Origin of the sequence: Bacteroides sp. AM44-19 (assembly GCF_003603395.1) — a bacterium.
GTDB classification, from domain to species: domain Bacteria; phylum Bacteroidota; class Bacteroidia; order Bacteroidales; family Bacteroidaceae; genus Bacteroides; species Bacteroides uniformis.
Window position 1 is genome coordinate 1 of sequence record NZ_QTNB01000005.1, and the last position, 17,980, is coordinate 17,980.

Annotated in this window: 16 protein-coding genes and 2 pseudogenes; 3 read left to right on the plus strand and 15 right to left on the minus strand. The window is 38.4% G+C overall.

Translation table 11 applies throughout. The features are described from left to right. Positions 1-481: 481 nt before the first annotated feature. Positions 482-760 (minus strand): annotated as a pseudogene (locus DW947_RS09310) (N-acetylmuramoyl-L-alanine amidase); the annotation flags it as partial. 72 nt (positions 761-832) lie between these two features. Here DW947_RS09310 and DW947_RS09315 point away from each other — a divergent pair. After that, a complete protein-coding gene (locus DW947_RS09315; RefSeq protein WP_117963111.1) occupies positions 833-2,491 on the plus strand; it encodes a recombinase family protein in 1,659 nt (552 codons plus the stop codon). 489 nt (positions 2,492-2,980) lie between these two features. Here the strand turns inward: DW947_RS09315 and DW947_RS09320 are convergent, their stop codons facing one another. From DW947_RS09320 to DW947_RS09360, 7 genes are all read right to left on the minus strand, one after another. Next, positions 2,981-4,972 carry a PL29 family lyase N-terminal domain-containing protein gene (locus DW947_RS09320; protein ID WP_220392992.1) on the minus strand — a complete coding sequence of 664 codons (1,992 nt, stop codon included), beginning with the start codon at positions 4,970-4,972 and terminating at the stop codon, positions 2,981-2,983. Positions 4,973-5,009: 37 nt separating this feature from the next. After that, positions 5,010-5,954: a DUF4595 domain-containing protein gene (locus tag DW947_RS09325; protein WP_117963113.1), complete on the minus strand. Its 945-nt coding sequence runs from the start codon at positions 5,952-5,954 to the stop codon at positions 5,010-5,012. Between the two features lie 88 nt (positions 5,955-6,042). Further along, positions 6,043-6,678: a hypothetical protein gene (locus tag DW947_RS09330; protein WP_117963115.1), complete on the minus strand. Its 636-nt coding sequence runs from the start codon at positions 6,676-6,678 to the stop codon at positions 6,043-6,045. 859 nt (positions 6,679-7,537) lie between these two features. Continuing rightward, complete coding sequence (locus DW947_RS09340; protein WP_117963117.1) at positions 7,538-8,125, minus strand: tyrosine-type recombinase/integrase; 588 nt, start codon at positions 8,123-8,125, stop codon at positions 7,538-7,540. A 315-nt stretch (positions 8,126-8,440) separates the two neighbouring features. Further along, complete coding sequence (locus DW947_RS09345) at positions 8,441-9,454, minus strand: DUF3871 family protein (protein WP_117963119.1); 1,014 nt, start codon at positions 9,452-9,454, stop codon at positions 8,441-8,443. Positions 9,455-9,655: 201 nt separating this feature from the next. After that, the gene (locus tag DW947_RS09350) at positions 9,656-10,465 is read right to left on the minus strand and encodes a helix-turn-helix transcriptional regulator (protein ID WP_117963197.1); all 810 of its coding nucleotides are present in this window, start codon (positions 10,463-10,465) and stop codon (positions 9,656-9,658) included. 541 nt (positions 10,466-11,006) lie between these two features. Next, entirely contained in the window at positions 11,007-11,189 is a 183-nt protein-coding gene (locus DW947_RS09360; protein ID WP_117963121.1) for a hypothetical protein, read from the minus strand. A 735-nt stretch (positions 11,190-11,924) separates the two neighbouring features. On the opposite strand from DW947_RS09360, the gene DW947_RS09365 reads away from it, so the two are divergent. Together DW947_RS09365 and DW947_RS09370 are read left to right on the plus strand one after the other, a co-directional pair. Then, entirely contained in the window at positions 11,925-12,224 is a 300-nt protein-coding gene (locus tag DW947_RS09365; RefSeq protein ID WP_117963123.1) for a hypothetical protein, read from the plus strand. A 47-nt stretch (positions 12,225-12,271) separates the two neighbouring features. Further along, positions 12,272-12,853: a hypothetical protein gene (locus DW947_RS09370; RefSeq protein WP_117963125.1), complete on the plus strand. Its 582-nt coding sequence runs from the start codon at positions 12,272-12,274 to the stop codon at positions 12,851-12,853. A 101-nt stretch (positions 12,854-12,954) separates the two neighbouring features. Here the strand turns inward: DW947_RS09370 and DW947_RS09375 are convergent. The 7 genes and pseudogenes from DW947_RS09375 to DW947_RS09405 all read right to left on the minus strand — a co-directional run. Beyond that, positions 12,955-13,149, minus strand: a pseudogene (locus DW947_RS09375) (N-acetylmuramoyl-L-alanine amidase); the annotation flags it as partial. A 46-nt stretch (positions 13,150-13,195) separates the two neighbouring features. Beyond that, positions 13,196-13,297 carry a smalltalk protein gene (locus DW947_RS21575; protein ID WP_005837396.1) on the minus strand — a complete coding sequence of 34 codons (102 nt, stop codon included), beginning with the start codon at positions 13,295-13,297 and terminating at the stop codon, positions 13,196-13,198. 156 nt (positions 13,298-13,453) lie between these two features. Then, complete coding sequence (locus tag DW947_RS09380; RefSeq protein WP_055288612.1) at positions 13,454-13,957, minus strand: HU family DNA-binding protein; 504 nt, start codon at positions 13,955-13,957, stop codon at positions 13,454-13,456. 252 nt (positions 13,958-14,209) lie between these two features. Then, complete coding sequence (gene dnaB / locus DW947_RS09385; RefSeq protein ID WP_057097972.1) at positions 14,210-15,589, minus strand: replicative DNA helicase; 1,380 nt, start codon at positions 15,587-15,589, stop codon at positions 14,210-14,212. Then, a complete protein-coding gene (locus DW947_RS09390) occupies positions 15,579-16,235 on the minus strand; it encodes a hypothetical protein (protein ID WP_008664714.1) in 657 nt (218 codons plus the stop codon). Before DW947_RS09390 ends, dnaB begins: the two co-directional genes overlap by 11 nt. Before the next feature lie 187 nt (positions 16,236-16,422). Beyond that, the gene (locus DW947_RS09395) at positions 16,423-16,725 is read right to left on the minus strand and encodes a DUF4248 domain-containing protein (protein ID WP_005831107.1); all 303 of its coding nucleotides are present in this window, start codon (positions 16,723-16,725) and stop codon (positions 16,423-16,425) included. Positions 16,726-17,045: 320 nt separating this feature from the next. After that, positions 17,046-17,483, minus strand: coding sequence for a hypothetical protein (locus tag DW947_RS09405; protein WP_022400566.1), 438 nt, complete (start codon positions 17,481-17,483; stop codon positions 17,046-17,048). Positions 17,484-17,980: the final 497 nt, after the last annotated feature.

Consider the following 17,980-nt stretch of genomic DNA (forward strand, 5'->3'; position numbering starts at 1 on the left):
CAAAGGTAAGAACTTTAAAGCATATCTTCCAAATATTTTCGGAAGTTTTTTTTTATTTTTTCTCTTTTCTGTATTTTCAAATCCTTTAAACAAGGATAAGAAAAGCAAAACAAGAAAAGTTCTTTTTCTTTGCGAGTCGGACTGCAAAAATAAGGAGAATTATTAATAAGTTCCAAATGTTTTTCGAAAAATATTTTTATCTCTTTTTATTTCTCTGTGTCACCTTCCACACTTCTGTTTCAGTATTTCAATCTTACCACTTTCCTTCTCTTGGAAAGCGGGTGCAAAGGTATAGGATTTAACAATACAAGCCAAACATATCTATCATTTTTTTTAATAAAAATGAAACTTTTTTGTAACTTACTGATTCATAAATGCATTTCGCATGAACAATTTTGAAGAAAGGAAAAAGAGAGAAAATAACTATACATTATATATATACGTGCGCGCGAAGAGCACGAAGAAAGAGAATAAAAACATTTTATAAGCATGCCGGATTGGGTGGTGGCGGTTCTGTCAGTATAGTCGCCGCATCAAAGCAGGGACATTGTTTCACCCACTCTTCCGGCTCTATCTCCCCGTTATGGTTCAGGTCGGGGCTCAGGTCGCGGTGACCGCAAAGCCGGGAACCGGGATAATCCTTCAGCAGCAGCAACACAAGCACACGCAGGGAGTGCTTTTGAAAAAGGGTGCGTGTATCGGCAGGGCGACCGCACTCGTCAAGACCGCCTTCGTAGCAGACACCGATGCTACCTGCATTCTATTCTTTACCTATATTTAAACATCTTGTTACTTATATTACTATATTTGCATCTGATTAGTAAATGATAGTATGAAAGCAATATTATTAGTAAGAGTATCTACCAAGGTGCAGGACTTTGACGAACAAGAAAAGGAGATTTATCGGATGGCTGTCAAGGACGGTTACAAGCCAGAAGATATTATTTCTATTTGCGAGAAAGAATCTGGTATTAAACTGCCAGAAGAAGAGCGTGCCGGACTTAACAGAATGAAAGAACTGATAGAATCAGACAATACTATAAATTGTGTCTATTGTTGGGAAGTATCACGTATCGCCAGAAAGAAGAAGATAAATTTTAGTGTCTTGGATTATCTGGTAGAAAGAAAGGTACAGCTTATAGTAAAGAACCCATCAATCAGACTGTTAAAAGATGATGGAACTGTAGATGAGGCGGCAGATATGGTGTTTACCTTGTTCAGCCAGATGGCAGAAAGTGAAATGAGAACCAAGCTAGCCAGATGGAAACGTACCAAGGATGCTAACCGTAAACAGTCTATCTATACTGGTGGATGGTTGCTATATGGCTATAAGGTGGATAATGGTAAGATAGTGGAAGACGAGAAAGAAGCCAGTGTGGTACGTAAAATATTTAATATGTATCTTACTGGTAATTACAGCTATAATTCATTGGCTAAAGAATTGACAGAACAAGGTATCATTAGAAAAGGCAGTAGAACCTATGCTTGTAAGTTTGTTAGTTTGACGCTTAGAAATATAGCCTATGCAGGTGAACCCTCCAGTTTTAGCGGTTTGAACAAATTAAAAACAGAAGGTAATGTTTATCCTCCGATAGTTACCATAGAAATGATAAACAAGTGTAAGGAGATTGCCAAGGGCAATATATTGCTTCCCAAAAAGAAATATGATAATTATTACTTTGGTAAAGGTTTGCTTAGATGTCCTTATTGTGGCAGTATTATGGTAGCCAAGAAAAATAACAACACCTATCACTGCCAGAATTGCGATAAAGGGATATGGGTGCAAATAAATATTGTGGATAGTATATTGTGGCGTGTCGCTTCGGGACTTTACCTTAGTAAGCTAATCACTGGTAATACTAAAGATAGAATTACCTACCAGAAGAAACTGAAAGAATACGATAATAAGATTGCCACTTCCGAAAAAAACTTGAAAGATATTGAGAACAGAATAACCAAGGTGGAAGACAGTGCTTATCTGGACGGAACTATGAGTATTGACAGAGCCAAAGGGATTATCAAGCAACTAGGTGGCAAATTGGCTGATGAAAGAAAAATGCTGTCACAGTATTATATGGAAAGGGAACAGATTCAAGGTCTGCTGATTAAAGTGGACGAACCTAAAGAACTGGACGTTTCTAATATTACGGATGATAAATTGAGATTTGAGATTATACACGAAACTATAGAATACGCATTTATTGATAGAATTAATACTATCAAGTGTAATATTTCTATCTATATACCATATAATAATGAACCGCTTAGATTTGAACTGCATACTAAAGCCAACAAAGTGTTTTCACTGATAGACGGATATTCCAAAGGGGAAGAAATAAAATGCTATGAAAGGCGGTTTATAACTCCTAGAAACGTGGAAAAAAGTTCGGAGTATAATAAAAGATATTGTCAGGAACACAAGGAAGAAAATGCCAGAAGACAAAGGGAGTATAGAGCCAGAAAGAAAGCATTGAAAGAAAATGGATTGTAGCCTACTACTATATACGGTACTATACTACCTAGGTGGGTAGTATATTTAAATGGTAGTATATAATAGTTCATATTGTATTCTTGTTATTATCTCATTGCTAGTATTAGTTATAAAAGTACTCCTATTTGTAGTTCATTGAAAGTTTCGTATTTATGACTTGGTAATGTTCTAGAAGCTAAATATGCTTGTATATGTGAAACTCAAAATTTTATAGCTATGAAAAATTAGATAAGAAAAGATGCAGGGGTATATCTTATCCCCGATTATATGGAAACGCACACTATTACCACTTATAGTTTAGCGAATAAAGCATTTCTCCGCACTTATTTTCCAGAGTGCGTGTACGGACTTACCCCATCCATGAAGTTCAAAAGGAGAAAAAGTTAATAATATGTTATTTGTTCAGAACTGAAAAAGCCAACTTATCCATTTGTTTATAATGGGTAGGTTGGCTTTTGGGCTTAATAGTGTTGTTTGGCTATAAACAAATTAGGGTATAAAATAAATCTCTCTACCACCATCAATTGTTACTCCATTGCTGCTCCATGTATAATTGTAATTCTCGGTTTGACTAAAACCATTATAGTCTATAGTACTACCATTCAATGATTTTGTCTGGTTTTTAGGAGCGATACCTAAATAGCCAGCCCAATAAAGACAATCCACCTCGTCAATGTCTATACTATAAATGTCATAGTAGAACAACATGTATTTACTATTGGGAGTAGTATAGTAATCGAAGTCGTGAAGTCTTTCCCATTCCAATTTGTTATCATTGTCAAAGAAACGTTTTGTTTGAACTTTAATAATATTTCCATCTTCCCATGTGATAGTGTATTCTCTATTCTCTCTACTGTCTTTCATAAAGATGAGATGTCCTTCGGAATCATATTTACATGTTTTTGTATTGGAATAAGTATAACCACTGGATTCAGTAATCGTCTGATGGATTTCTTCTGCAAATCCTTGTGAGTTCACCCATACCTCAATCGTATAGTTTGGGGCTTTATTACTACCATCATACTCTACTATAACATCAGGTACGCCAACAGCTTTAGTCTTTGCAGGATAATTGTAGGTAAATGTAGCCGTTCCATAGTCATCCTCCATTTTAGTAAGAAAACCATTTGAATAAGTGAATTTCATATCATCCACTTGTTGTGGAAACTTGTTCTTGAATACCTTTTCCGCTTGGGTCTGGGCTTGTGAACGCTGCTGGATTCTGATTTTAGCCAATGCTTTCGTCCCATTCTTTGGCAAAAGAGAAATGACACAACCGCGGGCATTGGGCGTCATATTAGGCTCTATATCCAATGATATTTTTTCATTGCGTATCACTGCACGACTTTTTATTGTCGCACTCACCCAATCGGCTGCATCTTCGGGAATGAGCACTTCGTAATCGAAGTTTACGTCTAATGGTATGGTTACTTTTCCTCCGTCTGTAGGTATGCTGTAGGTAAGCGGCTGTCCTTCTTCTGAACTGCTGATATTCATTTCCCATTCGTAGAAGTTAATCACGTTCAGAGATGTATATCCGTTTCCGTCAGAAACCAACACATTGACATACCCATCAACATAAGAATCGGGAGCGGTCACTGTTATAATGCCACCGTCTGTAGTCTGATTTTCCAATCTTACTTTATAATTTCCGTCTGACGAGGCTGATACTATAGTCTTATCTGTAGTCCTTTTCAGTGTATATGGAATCTGAACAGTCTGCCCTGCTGAAATGCCTTGTTCTTGCACATTAAAAGTTATACTTACAGCTTTATATCGGGGAAGAGTAAAAGTTGTATTGTCTGCCAATGTAAAGGTTACTGTATTGTCATTGACTGTCACATCTTTAAATGTTTCATCAACAGTTGTAGCGGCAGCCCCTAACTTAGTCCAGTTAGCCCCTTTATCATAAGACACATACCAGAAATTATTTTCTATCTTTAATTGTGGAGTGATACCGTCCTTTCCATCCGTACCACTTTCTCCGTCTTTTCCATCAGTGCCTATAGCCTTTATTTTATTTCCGTCACTATCCAAAAGCCATTTTCCATCGAGTGTCCAATAGTAAATTCCATCAGAATCCTTTGACACCCCAATAATAGGCGTGACTCCATCTTTTCCATCAGTACCATTTACTCCATCCTTTCCGTCTGCACCATCTTTCCCATCCTTTCCATGATAGATAGTTATGGGTTGGCTTTTAGTAAATGTAATAGTATAACCCACTTCCTTACCATCCTTGGTAATAGGAGTTACGCTTGTTACATAATCGTTGTTTTCCAACGCTGCCACAATGTTTTGCAGAGAGGAGATATTTGTGTTTATTTGTTTGCAGATTTCTTCCAGTTGCGTAACCCTATTCTCCAAATTGTCTACTCTGTCTATAATAATAGAATCATCATAATTGTCACCGCAAGACGTAAAGCTTATACTAAAGAGGATGGCAATAATTGCCATTCCATTTAATCTGAATGCTTTCATTGTTGTTTTATTTTTAATATGAATCTATTTAATGTATTTATTCCCACTTAAAAGAATAAATTGTAATATCAGTTTCGGTACGAGTTTCTGTTACATTTCTTTCATCGTCAGTAATAACACCGTCACCATTCTTGTCTGTAAATGAACGCTTGGTAGTTTCTACGCTTGTATATGTTACAGTACAACTTTCCAAATACCCGTCTTTATTTAAAGTATAGTCAAATTTAGTTGTTTCTTCATCAGTATATTCATATTTGCAAGTCTCTTTATAATATTCATCGTAATATTCGCTTTTATCAGTGTACTTATTGAATATCTGTTCGGGCAGTTGGTTAGTACGCATACCTATCAGTTCGGGATGTGCGAAGAAAATATAATCATCATCTAAAGGAGTCCAACTTTCATCTTCTATGTTTGGGAACCATCCCTTACAAGTCTTTCCATTGTAGGTATATTCATAAACATAAGAATTTTCACTATTATTCTCTTTGTAGATATATTTTGTCATTTTCCCATTATCCCAAGTATAAGTATAGCTGCAATCGTCACTACTATGTCTTTCATCCATTTCATCTACCTTAATTAATTGGTTGGATGAATTATAAGTGAATATTTTGCTATATTCTCCATCTCCTTGTTGTTTTCTTACCAAATTGTCAGTAAGCGTGTATGTATTTGCATCATCATCATCAGAAGTTGCTATAATGGTATTATTCCCCCAAGTAAAACGAGTAGTATAATATTCTTTATCGTTCCAACTGTCAGTAACAGATATTAATCGCCCTTTGCTATCGTATGAGAATGTATATATTTCAATACTACCCTCTGCGTTAGTTTCTTTAATCTCCATTAGTCGTTTTTGATTGGTAATAATACCATCATCGTTTTTGATAGGTTCTTCATCATCATCACTGCAAGACGTGAAGTTAATGCTCATAACTACGGCTAATAAAGCCATTCTAATTAATCTAAAAGTTTTCATCTTTGTTTGATATTTAAGTTGTTAATGTTTGCTGATAATATATTATCGCTAGCACTTCTATTGAAGTAGAAATCACATATACGCCACTTTATCCCCAGTGGAAGTTGCATAAATATAAGTGTCGTGCTAAGAGGTCGAACACCAAATTTTTAAATTCTATATGATTTTGGTGTCTATATAATTCTTGGGCTATTTTACATGCTTCGGCAAAACTGCTTATTCCCTTTCGTACTTTGTTTAACGTGACAGATTGCTCTGTTACTATCCATACAATACTATATAGTTCTGATTCTTTTATATCATACTTAATCAGTTTGCTTAATTGGGGATATAGAGAACAATCACAATACATGAAAAATGTGTATGTGTTATTATCTGGAGAAAAATTAACTGGACCAAATTTTACATGGTTTCCCACATCTATAAAATTAAGAAATGGTAACTCCAAAATTGTGTCATGAGTACATAAATAAGACTTTACATAATAAAAGAATGTGATTCGTTCAAATCTTTTATTCATGTCTTTTATATCCTTACCCTCAATTATCAAAGGCTTTTCATCATATCTAATGCCATTTTCTATTTTTATATAGAAAGGTGAACGAGGTGCTAAAAGGTAATCTCTTAGTCCTAATTCTCTTTTATGCAATGAAATTTTGGCTGTTACCTCTATATTATCTCTCTTGTATTTATAGGAAGCAAATTTTAGTCTGTCATCGCTCATATAAAACTTTGTTTATAGTTGCCTCCCAATTCCCCGAAGAAGCGGATAAAAAATAAGGTGTGGGAACTATATTTGCTTTATCCGTAGTATGGCTTCTCGCATTGCCTTGGCATGGATAAAACAATAGCAACCCACACCAATATTGACAATATCTAAAAACCCTTATAAGTTCATATAAGGTAGGTATATATCAAATGGTGTGGTGCTATTGCTATCATCTTCATGCCGTATAAAATTTTGCGAGAATTTTACTACGAAGATAATTTCAATAACACCTTTCGTTAAATATGTCCTTTCAGTGTCTTAACGCATTAAGACCTCTGAAATTGCTGCAAAGTTAGCGAAAGGTTTTGAATAGCTAAAGATAAAACGCTGATAAATGCAGTCCCAAGTGTTCCAAAACATATTTGTAGTAAGTAATTAGCTAGTATCAGTTTCTTTTAGTTGTAACTTCATAGCGGTATAAAAATTAGAAGTGGGCATATAAGACGATAATTTTTAAAACTCATACCTACTATCAGTTATAAACATTATAGCTGTTTTTCTGATATTGCAGATTAGTACGGCTGTTCGATACTTATAAATACTCCCGAAAAATCAACATACTATAGGTTACAAGCTGCATCATGCCTTTTTTAAAAGATAATTTTCTTACGCTTGCACCAATGCGGAACTAATTACATTATCGCTATCTGTTTGGCTTGGAATCATGTCCCATCAGATTTATATATAACCATTATTTACAGTTCTTCTTACATTGCAGTTTTTGAAAGTTACTGTATATTAGAGAACGGGACAAAGTTCTTTATTTCTGAGAATGGCATGATAACAACAGAAATTTCAAACTTTGTCCCACTAATTAGAAACTCAAACAATCATAAGTATTTAACAGTTCTTCTTGTCTTAGTCCCAAGTATCTTTTAGTTATGGTTACAGAACTATGATTAAACAGTTCCATAAGTTTAACTAGGGCAAGTTCTGAATTGTCACTGTTCATATTATAAACTTGTCTGCCAAAAGTCTTTCTAAGTGAATGACAACTAAAGTTTTTCACTTTTAAGTGATATTTCTTCTTTATCTCTTTTAGTATTACATTGATTCTCTGAACAGTGAAAACAGTTCCTTTTTGACTTACTAAGATAGGTGCATTAATTCCTATAGGCTTTATCTGTTCATAGCATTCTTTAATGTGCTGCCCAAGTTGGGCATTTATCCTAATAGTTCTCACCTTATTTGTCTTTTTCTCTATTACTGTAAACTCACTGGTATTTAATATCTGTTTCCATCTCAAAGCTAGAATATCTGATATTCTTAAACCAGTGAAACACCCCAAAGCTATAAGAAGTGAAATTTTGTAATTTCCATCTTTAGCCAATTTCCTTATTAAATTCATTGCATCAGACCAAACTAGATAATCTGCTGTAGTGCTTGAATATTTTAAACTCATAATGTTCTGTTTTATATGTAAATAAATAAAAGTGAATGTTTCACCATTACCAACATACTAGCCAATTAGTTAATATATTGATTTATAGCAAAACATTCACTTTGTATATTAGTGAATATTCTATGATTGTATATAAATAAAGATAGATATAATCAGTATCAATAAAAAAGGATTGATAACACCAATTATTATTAGTAGCAATACTACTAGTATGCTCCATAGTACTAGTTTTTCATTATCATTCATTCTGTAGTATTTTTAAGTTATTAAAAAAGAAAGGACACCTAATAAATAGATGTCCTCTCATTAATTAGTTTAGCCCAAGAACCAAGAATATTTATTATCCAGTCCTTGTAATACATTGTTCAGCCCAACACTTACCTCTGTAGCATTTACCCCACGTTGTAAATAGCTGTCTATGTAGCTGTTCTTGTTTGACTGTGTGAGTAAATTATGAAAATCAAAAAGAGATATAGCATTATCTTTCACTCCAAATACTTCATTTGTGTAATAATCACGACACACACTATTTATTTGGCTGTCAGTGATTAGTAGCCTTGGTATTGCTTTCTGTCTTGTGGGTGAAAGTGCCTGGTACATTCTCATTCTGCCTACCACTTGTGCAAACTGTGTTTCAGATAGATAAGTATCTGATAATGCCTGCATCAAATGTATTTCTTTGGCAGCATTGAAGCTGTTAAGCAATTCCAGTACATTTCTGTAAAGTTCATTGATATTGGTTACTTCCATGTTGAACCTCACACCCTCACCAGTAAGAATCTGATTGGAACAAATTTTCATTCTCCAGCCAATAAAGACGGAAAACTTTTCTAAGCCTTTGGAAGAACGGTACAGATTCAAGTCACTGTAATTTCTTACCCCACCTATGCACAGTTCAAGTTTTTGCCCTCTTATTGTTTCAAAAATGGTGGGAACAGTAAAAGCAAACGCAAGTCTTTGATAGAATTGTGTCTTTTCACATTCTAACAGTTCATTTGCTTTCTTACCAAGCGCGGACGGTATTCTGCCACGTACTATATGCGAAACTCTTATTTCCGGAAAGCTCACCTTTTCACCTGCATAGAATGAACTTGCAGCCTCATGCACACAAGAAATAAAGTCTTGGTGTGAAATGGTTGATTCCAAGTTAGCCCAAGTAGGCACAACACATTTGTTTGCAAGTTCTTCCAGTGTAATAGAATCTGTATTTGCTTCCAAGAAAGTAATGCTTGGCGTTGCAGTTTCTTCCACAATTATAGTAGCTTCTTCTGCATATTCTCCTAAATTCAAAGTTCTTTTCTCTGTTGGCATGATAACTAAATTATTCATATTGATAAAAGTTTAAATGATTAATAATTCTTTTTTATATCAATATACAGAGGGGGACTAAGTGGGTTGTGAACTCGTAAGGCAGACACTCTTATATATTTAAGGTTACTGGCTGAATGGGGAGGGGGATTCTTATATGAAGTACTTTATATATCTGTTTTCTTGACTTTTAGCTAAACTGAATGTAGGTGATTAGCTAGTTTAGTCAAGCATGACGGAATACTGTATATCTTCTTTCTTCTTTTTAGTTTTTATATTCAGCACTTTAGCTATATACTCCAAAGTTATTTCTTCGGAAGTTATTCTATTAGTTAGCAAACTCCTAATTTCTTCATCTTTCATATAGTCTAGCTTTCCAGCTATTTCAATAAGTAAGCTGTTTCTTCTTCTGACACTGCCATCTTCCATTACTGTTATTTCATCGTTTCTGTCTGGTGGAACAACACCGTTATCAATGCACCAGTCATAAATAATATGATAGATTCTTGTATCTGTATCATCTTTCTTAAAATCTGGAATAATGGACTTGTTCAGTATCAGCAAACCATTAGTTATATATTTTATCTGTCCTGCATTGACTGCTATTTTCAGATATTTGTCTAATGTCTTTGTATCAATGCCCAGTTTTTTAGAAAGTTCCGTTTTGTTAAGCCCATCCAGATACGGATTTTCACTTATATACTTGTTCGTTTCCTTTTTACATATTGCCTTTATTTTAAGCAAGAAGTTCTTTACGTTGATTCTCTCACTGGCTTTTGCTATGTTCATATCATCATTAAAGAAACTGTTATAAATGTAAAAGAAGTTTTCATTGCATTTTTCCACATGATATTTATTGTACGTCTTATAGCTTCCCTCTGCTATCACATTGTTACTTATTACTTTATCAATAAGATTCTTATTATTCTTTAGCCTTGAAACGCTTCTTTTAACTGTGCTTAATGATATGCCTAATTTTTCGGCAATCTCCTTTTCTGTAATATTATCCGCAATGGAAGTTTTATAGTTCATCCTTGATTTTATATAGGCATATACTATGGCATCCTTATTATCTATATTATTAATGTCTTTTGTCAGTGTCGTATATTGTTGTTCCATTGTGCGCAAACGGTTGGTTATTTGATTCTTCTTGGTATATGTTATAAATTTCTCCGTTTTTCAGAGCCTTGTTGTATTTACGTGTTCCACCTAGATACCGCTTCAATTCCTTTCTGGTATTGAACAGTCTGTTGTTGTATATCATCATAATGTTACGTTTTTGTTATTAGTTACTTATCTACGAAAGCTCAAAATCTGATAATGAAGTGCGAAGCACTGAATTATCTATGTTGTAATGTTAGTATTGTAGTAATGTATAGAGTATCATTTTTCCCCTATACTTGGTGTCAAATTTCCCATAGACTACGGTTCATTTTTCCTTAGTACCACTTCACTAAGACTATCTTTAAAAAACATCTGTAATTTACTTCCTTGTGTTATCTGGCTGGCTATGTATGCCGGAACAAGTATTATATGCAATTCTTGATACTGCTTTATAGAGAAGCTCCGGTAGTCATAAATTACGAGACTGCCAATTATCCAGTTTAAAGTAGAATGTAATTCTACGCTTGTTTATCTGCTTCTTTTTCTTTAGAAAGCCGTTCATTTTAGCCCATATACCGACAGCCACCTTATTGCCGGTAATGCCATCCTTGAAAGCCATTTCCTTTAATTGTTCAAACGTGTAATACTCCATAATTGAATTGTTTTAGGTTAGTTTCATTATATACTGTAAAATCTATAGTGCTTGAATTACTCTAGGCAGTTCTGGATATACCCCTGCTCGTGGTAACTCTTTATCTTTTTATCTCTATACGATTATACTCATTTCTGGACGGTGTACCTAATCAAAGGAACACTTTCTATAGATAGCTTGTCTATATCGCCATATTGCCGTTATTCCTTTCTCTGAATAAGCTGGCAGACAAGAATAGTGACTTTATGCACTTCTTTTGTCAATAGTTTATATTTATGGCTATTGACGGATAGGCGATATTCGGAATAGATAGTTAAATAACTGTATATTAGCGATTAATTAACGTATCGAAGTAGGTGCTATATAACTTGGTTAGTAGGTAAAAAACGGCAATAAAAAAAGGCAGTCAGTTATCCGGCTGCCTTTGTATCCCCTAGAGTATCAGATTCATTAGCTAGATAAGTAGTTACAGTAGTACTACTAGTGTTTTAATAGTACATTGATTTTAGTACTGGATTGGAATAGATTACTACTACTAGTTAATAAAAATGTCTTATAGTACTTTTTAGTATGTAGTTCATATTATGCCTAACAAGACGTTTTTGTTAATATATGATAATCGAATGGTGCAAAATTACCACACATATAGATATATTACATACCTTTGTAACGCTGATACGGCGGCATTTGCTTTAGCGGTAATTTTGCCGTATAATATTTTAATACATATTTATTATGAATCAAAATTTAAAGGTATCAGCTAAAACATTTGTACAGGTTATCAATGAAGGTCGCCAAAAGCAAGCCGATTTGTGTGGAAAGTGGTTTTCTGCTAAAGAAACTGGTGAACAGCTAATCCGAAAAGCGCAACAGTATCTGGATGCCTATAGAAAGTATGTTGAATTTTTGGAGAAAGTTGTAGAACTGAATCCTAAAGATTTGGATATGGAACTGAATTTTTCCAAATTTGAAAGCATATTGAAGGAGGCTACACCAGAAGCTAGAGAAGCCCTTCTTTCCAAATACCGCGACTAATGTTTTAGGCTACTACTTCGGTGGTAGCCTTTTTTAATTTATAAGGCATGAATATAACAGAATACGCAGAGAATTTATTTAATCTGGCATATAGCCAAGAAATGATAGATTTCATTACTAATCTAGGCGATACTAGTAGTGATGAATGGCGTATGAAAGTTACTGCCATACGAGAATATTACTTCTTTGTATTCTATAAGAATACTAGTCAGTTCTTTATAGTAGGATATATGAGAAGAGGTAATAATACTACTGACTTTGTTTATATCAATTTGAATAATGCCTTTATTCTATCGCAGCATTTGCTATCCAGATTCCGCAAAAGAGTAGTAGCGGATGGTATGAAGTATGATTTAAGAGGTCGGATGTTCGATATACTGGAACATTCCATACAGACACTTATTAATATCAATGAAGAAATGTATCTATGTAACACTGGCATATCAGATAAATATAACGATAATTATTTTGCTTGGACTAAATTCGGACTAATACCAGTAATAAGATATAGCGATATTGTGTTTTGTGGTACTACGTTCATATCTGTAGATATGTTGAATGAGAAGCAAAAGGAGTTATGGGATAGTGTTCACTCCAAGTTGCTAGAACATAACTTATTGAAAGAATAACCAGTTTATCCTGCCATATTTTCCCACGTATTATGTAATGTATAGTAGATAGTACTTTTGTACACTAAGTAACAAGATGGTTAAATAAATACTAATAATATCCAACCCCGGACATGGGCACCAGGCAGGGACAAGGGACGCAGGGACTTGATGTCACCGTTCTTGCGGATATAAAAATGATAACCTGCGCCGGAGAAGCCCCGGCGCAGGTGGTCTGTCGTCAAGTCGTGCTCCGTATAGCAGCGGTCGCAGCGGGTGGCGGAACAATGGACGACGATAAGATTGATGAATCTCATGAGAATTAAAAATTAGAAATTAAAAATTAAAAGTGAAGGAAACCCGCTACACTGTCATGGCATGGGCGCTCAGGGCACCAATAAGCGCGGAGGCTACAGCGATTATCACTTTCAGAATCTTATCCCAAACAGATGATTTTGTACTCATAAAATTAAGGATTAATGGTTAAGAATTAATGGTTAAGGATTAGTGATTAAGGATTAAGGGCTAATGATTAATGGTTAATCATTAGGGATTGATTAGCGATAAGCGATTTGCTTGTGTTCATTAACCATTAATCACTAACCCTTAATCATTCCTTCTTTATCCCAGCGGATTTTCGCCCTGGTCGCCGTCGCCGCCTCCGGAACCACCGCCTTGATTGCCGCCACCGGAGCCGCCCTCCTCGGGCTTGTCGAGCACAAAGCCCACATTCGCCGGGCTGCGGGTCACGGCGGTACTGCCGTTCACCAGCTTCAGCTCCTTGTCGGGGATAAAGCGGATATTCACCTTCGAGATATTGCGCACCGTACATTTGTCCGAGGCCTCCATGCCGGGACAGCGGAACGTCATGTGGAAAGTGCCCAGCTGGTTCAGCTTCACCTTATCGCCATTGGCAAGGTTGCCTTGAATCTCCTCCACCAGGGCTTCGATGACGTGCTTCACGTCGCCCTTCGTCATGGCACAGTTTTTCTGAATGGAGGCGGCAAGGACATCGATGTCCACGGTGCCGCAGGTCTTGGGTTTCTGACGGAGATAGTACAACATGGGCGAAGCCGGGTTGCTCACGATTTTACGGCGCTGGAAGCGCTCTACAATTACATCCATAAATTTGAAAAGTTAAGGTTTAAGTTAAGAAAAATGAGTTATAAGAGAGAAGTGGGTAAGGGAAGGGATAGGGCGCCCGAATCAATGATTATTCCTTTTCTTAAGCACATTACAAAGATACAACATTAAGAAGCGGAAGTCAAGTGTTTTGCCATTTTTTTTACTACAAAAAACACGGAGACACAGAGTTTTTCAAGCAATAAGAAAAATCTCCGTGTCTTTGTGTCCCTGTATTCTATAAATTTCCATCCATCACTTTGCATTCCTCGTCAGCCACTCCAATGGTGGTATGTAGTCCACCAGTTTTGTCATGCTTTGGTTATGATGGAAATAGACTTCACCGGTTTTGCCATTACGGTGCTTGGCTATGATGACGATGCCCAGGCCATCGGTGGGATAAGTACTCTTCTTATCGACGGTCTTGCCGTAGAGGGCAGGGCGGCAAAGCAGCATTACCATATCCGCATCCTGCTCTATGGCGCCGCTCTCGCGCAGGTTGCTCAAGGTGGGGCGATGGTCTATGGTACCGTCGCTCGCCCGGTTCAGCTGGCTCAGCAGCAGTACGGGGATATCCAGCTCCTTGGCCAGCAGCTTTGCCTTGCGGCTTGCCTGCGCCACTTCCTGCTCGCGGTTACGGTTTTTCTGGTCACTCCTCATGTCACATAGTTGCAGATAGTCCACAATCACCATGTCACAGCGATTCTTGCTCTTCAGCAGGCGGGCGGAAGAACGCACGCGGTCCATGCTCGTCATCGGATGGTCGTCTATCAGTATGGGCAACCGCGACAACTCGGCAGACGCCTCATGCACCTGCCTCACCTCGCCGGGGGTGAGCTGGCCGCTGCGCAGGTGTTGCGGGTCTACCTCCTCCGTAGCTGCAAGCAGCCAGCGGTCGCCCAGGCGCTCGCCTTGCATTTCGAGGCTGAAGACCACCACATGACGCCCCGCCATGGCAGCGGCACGGGCCAGGTGGAGGGCAAAGGCGGTCTTCCCCACCGACGGACGGGCAGCAAGGATGTTCAAGTCGCCGCGCTGCCAGCCCGCCGTAACGTGGTCCAGAGCGTCAAAACCCGTAGGGATACCCGTAATACCGTTGCATCCGTGCTCCATACGCTGCTCCACCTCGGCCAGCGTGTCGTCCATCAGCCGGTCTATGGAGCGAAGGTGGTCGGCTACGCCGCTCTCGTCCTCCAGCCCCTCCAGCAGTCGATGGGCTTCCACCAGAATGTCGTCAATATCCATCGACTCGTCGGCACTGAACGCCAGCAGTTGCTGGAATCCCGTACGCATGATACGCCGCGTGTGCAATTGCCTAAGGATGAGCGCATGATACTCCAGATGAGCACTGGAGCTGACCTTCGAGCTGATGCGTAACAGTTCGTAAGGCCCGCCCACGGCATCGAGTTTGCCACGGGCTGCCAGTTCGTTCTTCAGCGTGATGGTATCTATGGACTTCGCGCTGCGATACATCGATTGCAGGGCGGCAAAAATTTCCAGATTCTTCTCCTCGTAGAACATCTCAGGACGAAGTTTGTCCGCCACCAGAGGCATGGCAGCGCGCTCTATCATGCAGGCACCGATGACAGCTTCTTCGAGGTCACTGTCGTGGGAAAAAGTAGTTTCAGTCATCATATTCATTTTCAAAAGATTTGTCCGCCAGATAGGTGGCGGCTTGTTTACAATATTTTTGGTTGTTCAGATGGTCGTAATATTCGTCGATGTTGTCCAGTGCCCGCTGTTTCTCGCCTGCCGTCAATTTTTTCCATTCGCGACGGGCCCGGCCGATGTTTACCTTGGGATGCTCGGTGATGTCATGAAACTTTTCCCAGAAGATGCAGAAGTCCTCTCCCACCCCAGCCACCGGCGCTGCCTTCTTCTTCCGCGGGGCTGCTTTAGGACGGGCATTGCCAGTAAGGAAATCATAATCGGGGATACGGATGTGCATCACGTAGGGGTTGGCCACCCGCTCCACGATGCCGGCGTCGAACATCTTGTTGAAGAAGTAGCGCGTACGGTTGCGGGGCCACCCCAATATCTCCATCCAGCGGGCCAGGGAAAGTACGGACTCGCCACGTACACAGTCGAAAAGGTGTCCCCTGACGTTGCAGGTCACCGTGCTGTAGTTGACGTGTGTCAGCACAAAGACAAAGGCTTCGAAGGCATCGGCGGCTTTCTCTCCGGTTTTCATATTCATTTGTTCCTCAAACAAGGCTTTGGGGAAGAGGAGATAGCCTTTCTTCAGCATCTCCGTTGTCATGGGGCTCATTTCTTTTTCCATTTTTGTCTATTCTTAATTCGATAATGCGACAAAGGTAAGGGACCAGCCAGGGGGATACAAATAAGCAGTTAGAATCGGCTAAAAATTAATGAAATACATAAGGTGGCGAGAGAGGGGTTCACCTCATCCTCCACCACCCTATATAATAATATACTAAAATAATCAGAATGTATTAGAAATACATTCTCTATTTCGCATATTTTTTAGAGACCAGAAGATACGGATTTTTCACGGTCATATCCTTCACGTGGTCGGGCATCCCCCAGTAGCTCAGGAGGATGCCTATCTGTACGGGGGTGAGGTGGGCAGTCCTGGCGGTATAGCCCTGGTCCGTCAGATCCTTCAGCAGGCAAGCGTGTTCCGCAATGGAACGGCGCAGGGCCTTTACGGCCGAGCAGGCATACGCGTAGTTTGGGTAATAGGCCACTGCCACATCTGCAATGCGATGGCATCCCTCGAGCAGCCATTCAAAACTTTGTTCTTTTATCATTTTGCATATATTTATTAATAAAACATGTTGCAAAGTTAGAATGGGAGGGAAAACTGGGAAAGTTCGAGTGGCAATAAGAAAACTTGCTCAAGAAAAATGAATGTGTCAAAACGGTTGATGACACACCCTCACTGTCTTATTGATAAAAGCAACACTTTCATACTATAATAGGGAAGCACACATTTTGTGTATTTCATGCAACTTATCGGTCAGCGATTTTTCTTTAAGAGAGACAGCCATATTATATCTCGCCTGCCTATTAACGAGAAGTTCCGCACTAATCCCTAAGGCTGCTTCTACCATAAGAGCGAAGTCACTGGTTACATCTCCCTCTCCCTCTTGAAGTACCCCAGCACCGTGGCCGGTGTAAGACAGCAGCGTTCCACGCTTTTCAGGCGGCTCTGAAAAGTATATCGGGAGCATAGCACAAGGCAGAACCAAGTATAGTTCAAGCTACGGTGCAAGCGGTGCTGAAGGTGGTCGAAAAAACGGGAAACACGGGCAAAGAAGCTAGCGATATGCTCGCGGGGAACAAAACGGGAAGGCTGTACGGCAGCATTACGGGAGCGCTTGGCGGTACGTTCCATCTGTGCAAGGGTATACTCCAGTTGCTCGATGTCATTGCGGGTGTTCTCCATGGTTTGTTCCAATTTCTCGCGTCGTACCTGCTGCTTGGCATATCGTTCTTTTCTGTCAGCGATTCGATTTTTGAGGTCTTCTGCGGTGAGGTTTATTCCTTTGTTCTGGATTGATTTCATTATAAATGTATGTTTTATAGTTGTTTGTCTGTATATAAGTTCACGAAAACACATCATCCGTCTGCACCGAATGCATAATGCATAAAAGGCAAACGGATGATATATCAGAAGCAAATGTACGATGAATATTGCAGATAAAGTTCTTAATGACCATTAAGTCTTGTTATAAAACATGATATTATCTACTGCAAATTTGGAGATTATCAGAAAACACGTACATTTGCAATGTGTTTTTCATAGTATTAGATTTAAGGTTAACAAAAGATTGGCTGTCTGGGATAGATAGCCTTTTTTTTATGCCCGCACCATTCGATTCATCCAATTAGTATCAATTCACTTTATACAACTTTTTAACCCACCAAAAGTGTTTTTAAACCCCAAAAGTTGTAGATTATAAATACTATGTTTATATTTGCAACATGAAAAAAGCGCTCGAGAAAATGTAGTATCTACAACTCGTCTGTGAAGTAGGTGGCGGTTGTGATATAGACAGCGTT

Excerpts from the sequence above, each read along its gene's own strand:
- DW947_RS09315 (WP_117963111.1), top strand. The coding sequence starts at position 833 with ATGAAAGCAATATTATTAGTAAGAGTATCTACCAAGGTGCAGGACTTT.
- DW947_RS09365 (WP_117963123.1), top strand. The coding sequence starts at position 11,925 with ATGAATCAAAATTTAAAGGTATCAGCTAAAACATTTGTACAGGTTATC.
- DW947_RS09380 (WP_055288612.1), bottom strand. The coding sequence starts at position 13,957 with ATGGATGTAATTGTAGAGCGCTTCCAGCGCCGTAAAATCGTGAGCAAC.
- DW947_RS09350 (WP_117963197.1), bottom strand. The coding sequence starts at position 10,465 with ATGAACTATAAAACTTCCATTGCGGATAATATTACAGAAAAGGAGATT.
- DW947_RS09325 (WP_117963113.1), bottom strand. The coding sequence starts at position 5,954 with ATGAAAACTTTTAGATTAATTAGAATGGCTTTATTAGCCGTAGTTATG.
- DW947_RS09345 (WP_117963119.1), bottom strand. The coding sequence starts at position 9,454 with ATGAATAATTTAGTTATCATGCCAACAGAGAAAAGAACTTTGAATTTA.
- DW947_RS09395 (WP_005831107.1), bottom strand. The coding sequence starts at position 16,725 with ATGATAAAAGAACAAAGTTTTGAATGGCTGCTCGAGGGATGCCATCGC.
- DW947_RS09360 (WP_117963121.1), bottom strand. The coding sequence starts at position 11,189 with ATGGAGTATTACACGTTTGAACAATTAAAGGAAATGGCTTTCAAGGAT.
- DW947_RS09370 (WP_117963125.1), top strand. The coding sequence starts at position 12,272 with ATGAATATAACAGAATACGCAGAGAATTTATTTAATCTGGCATATAGC.
- DW947_RS09405 (WP_022400566.1), bottom strand. The coding sequence starts at position 17,483 with ATGAAATCAATCCAGAACAAAGGAATAAACCTCACCGCAGAAGACCTC.
- dnaB (WP_057097972.1), bottom strand. The coding sequence starts at position 15,589 with ATGATGACTGAAACTACTTTTTCCCACGACAGTGACCTCGAAGAAGCT.
- DW947_RS09320 (WP_220392992.1), bottom strand. The coding sequence starts at position 4,972 with ATGAAAGCATTCAGATTAAATGGAATGGCAATTATTGCCATCCTCTTT.
- DW947_RS09390 (WP_008664714.1), bottom strand. The coding sequence starts at position 16,235 with ATGGAAAAAGAAATGAGCCCCATGACAACGGAGATGCTGAAGAAAGGC.
- DW947_RS21575 (WP_005837396.1), bottom strand. The coding sequence starts at position 13,297 with ATGAGTACAAAATCATCTGTTTGGGATAAGATTCTGAAAGTGATAATC.
- DW947_RS09340 (WP_117963117.1), bottom strand. The coding sequence starts at position 8,125 with ATGAGTTTAAAATATTCAAGCACTACAGCAGATTATCTAGTTTGGTCT.
- DW947_RS09330 (WP_117963115.1), bottom strand. The coding sequence starts at position 6,678 with ATGAGCGATGACAGACTAAAATTTGCTTCCTATAAATACAAGAGAGAT.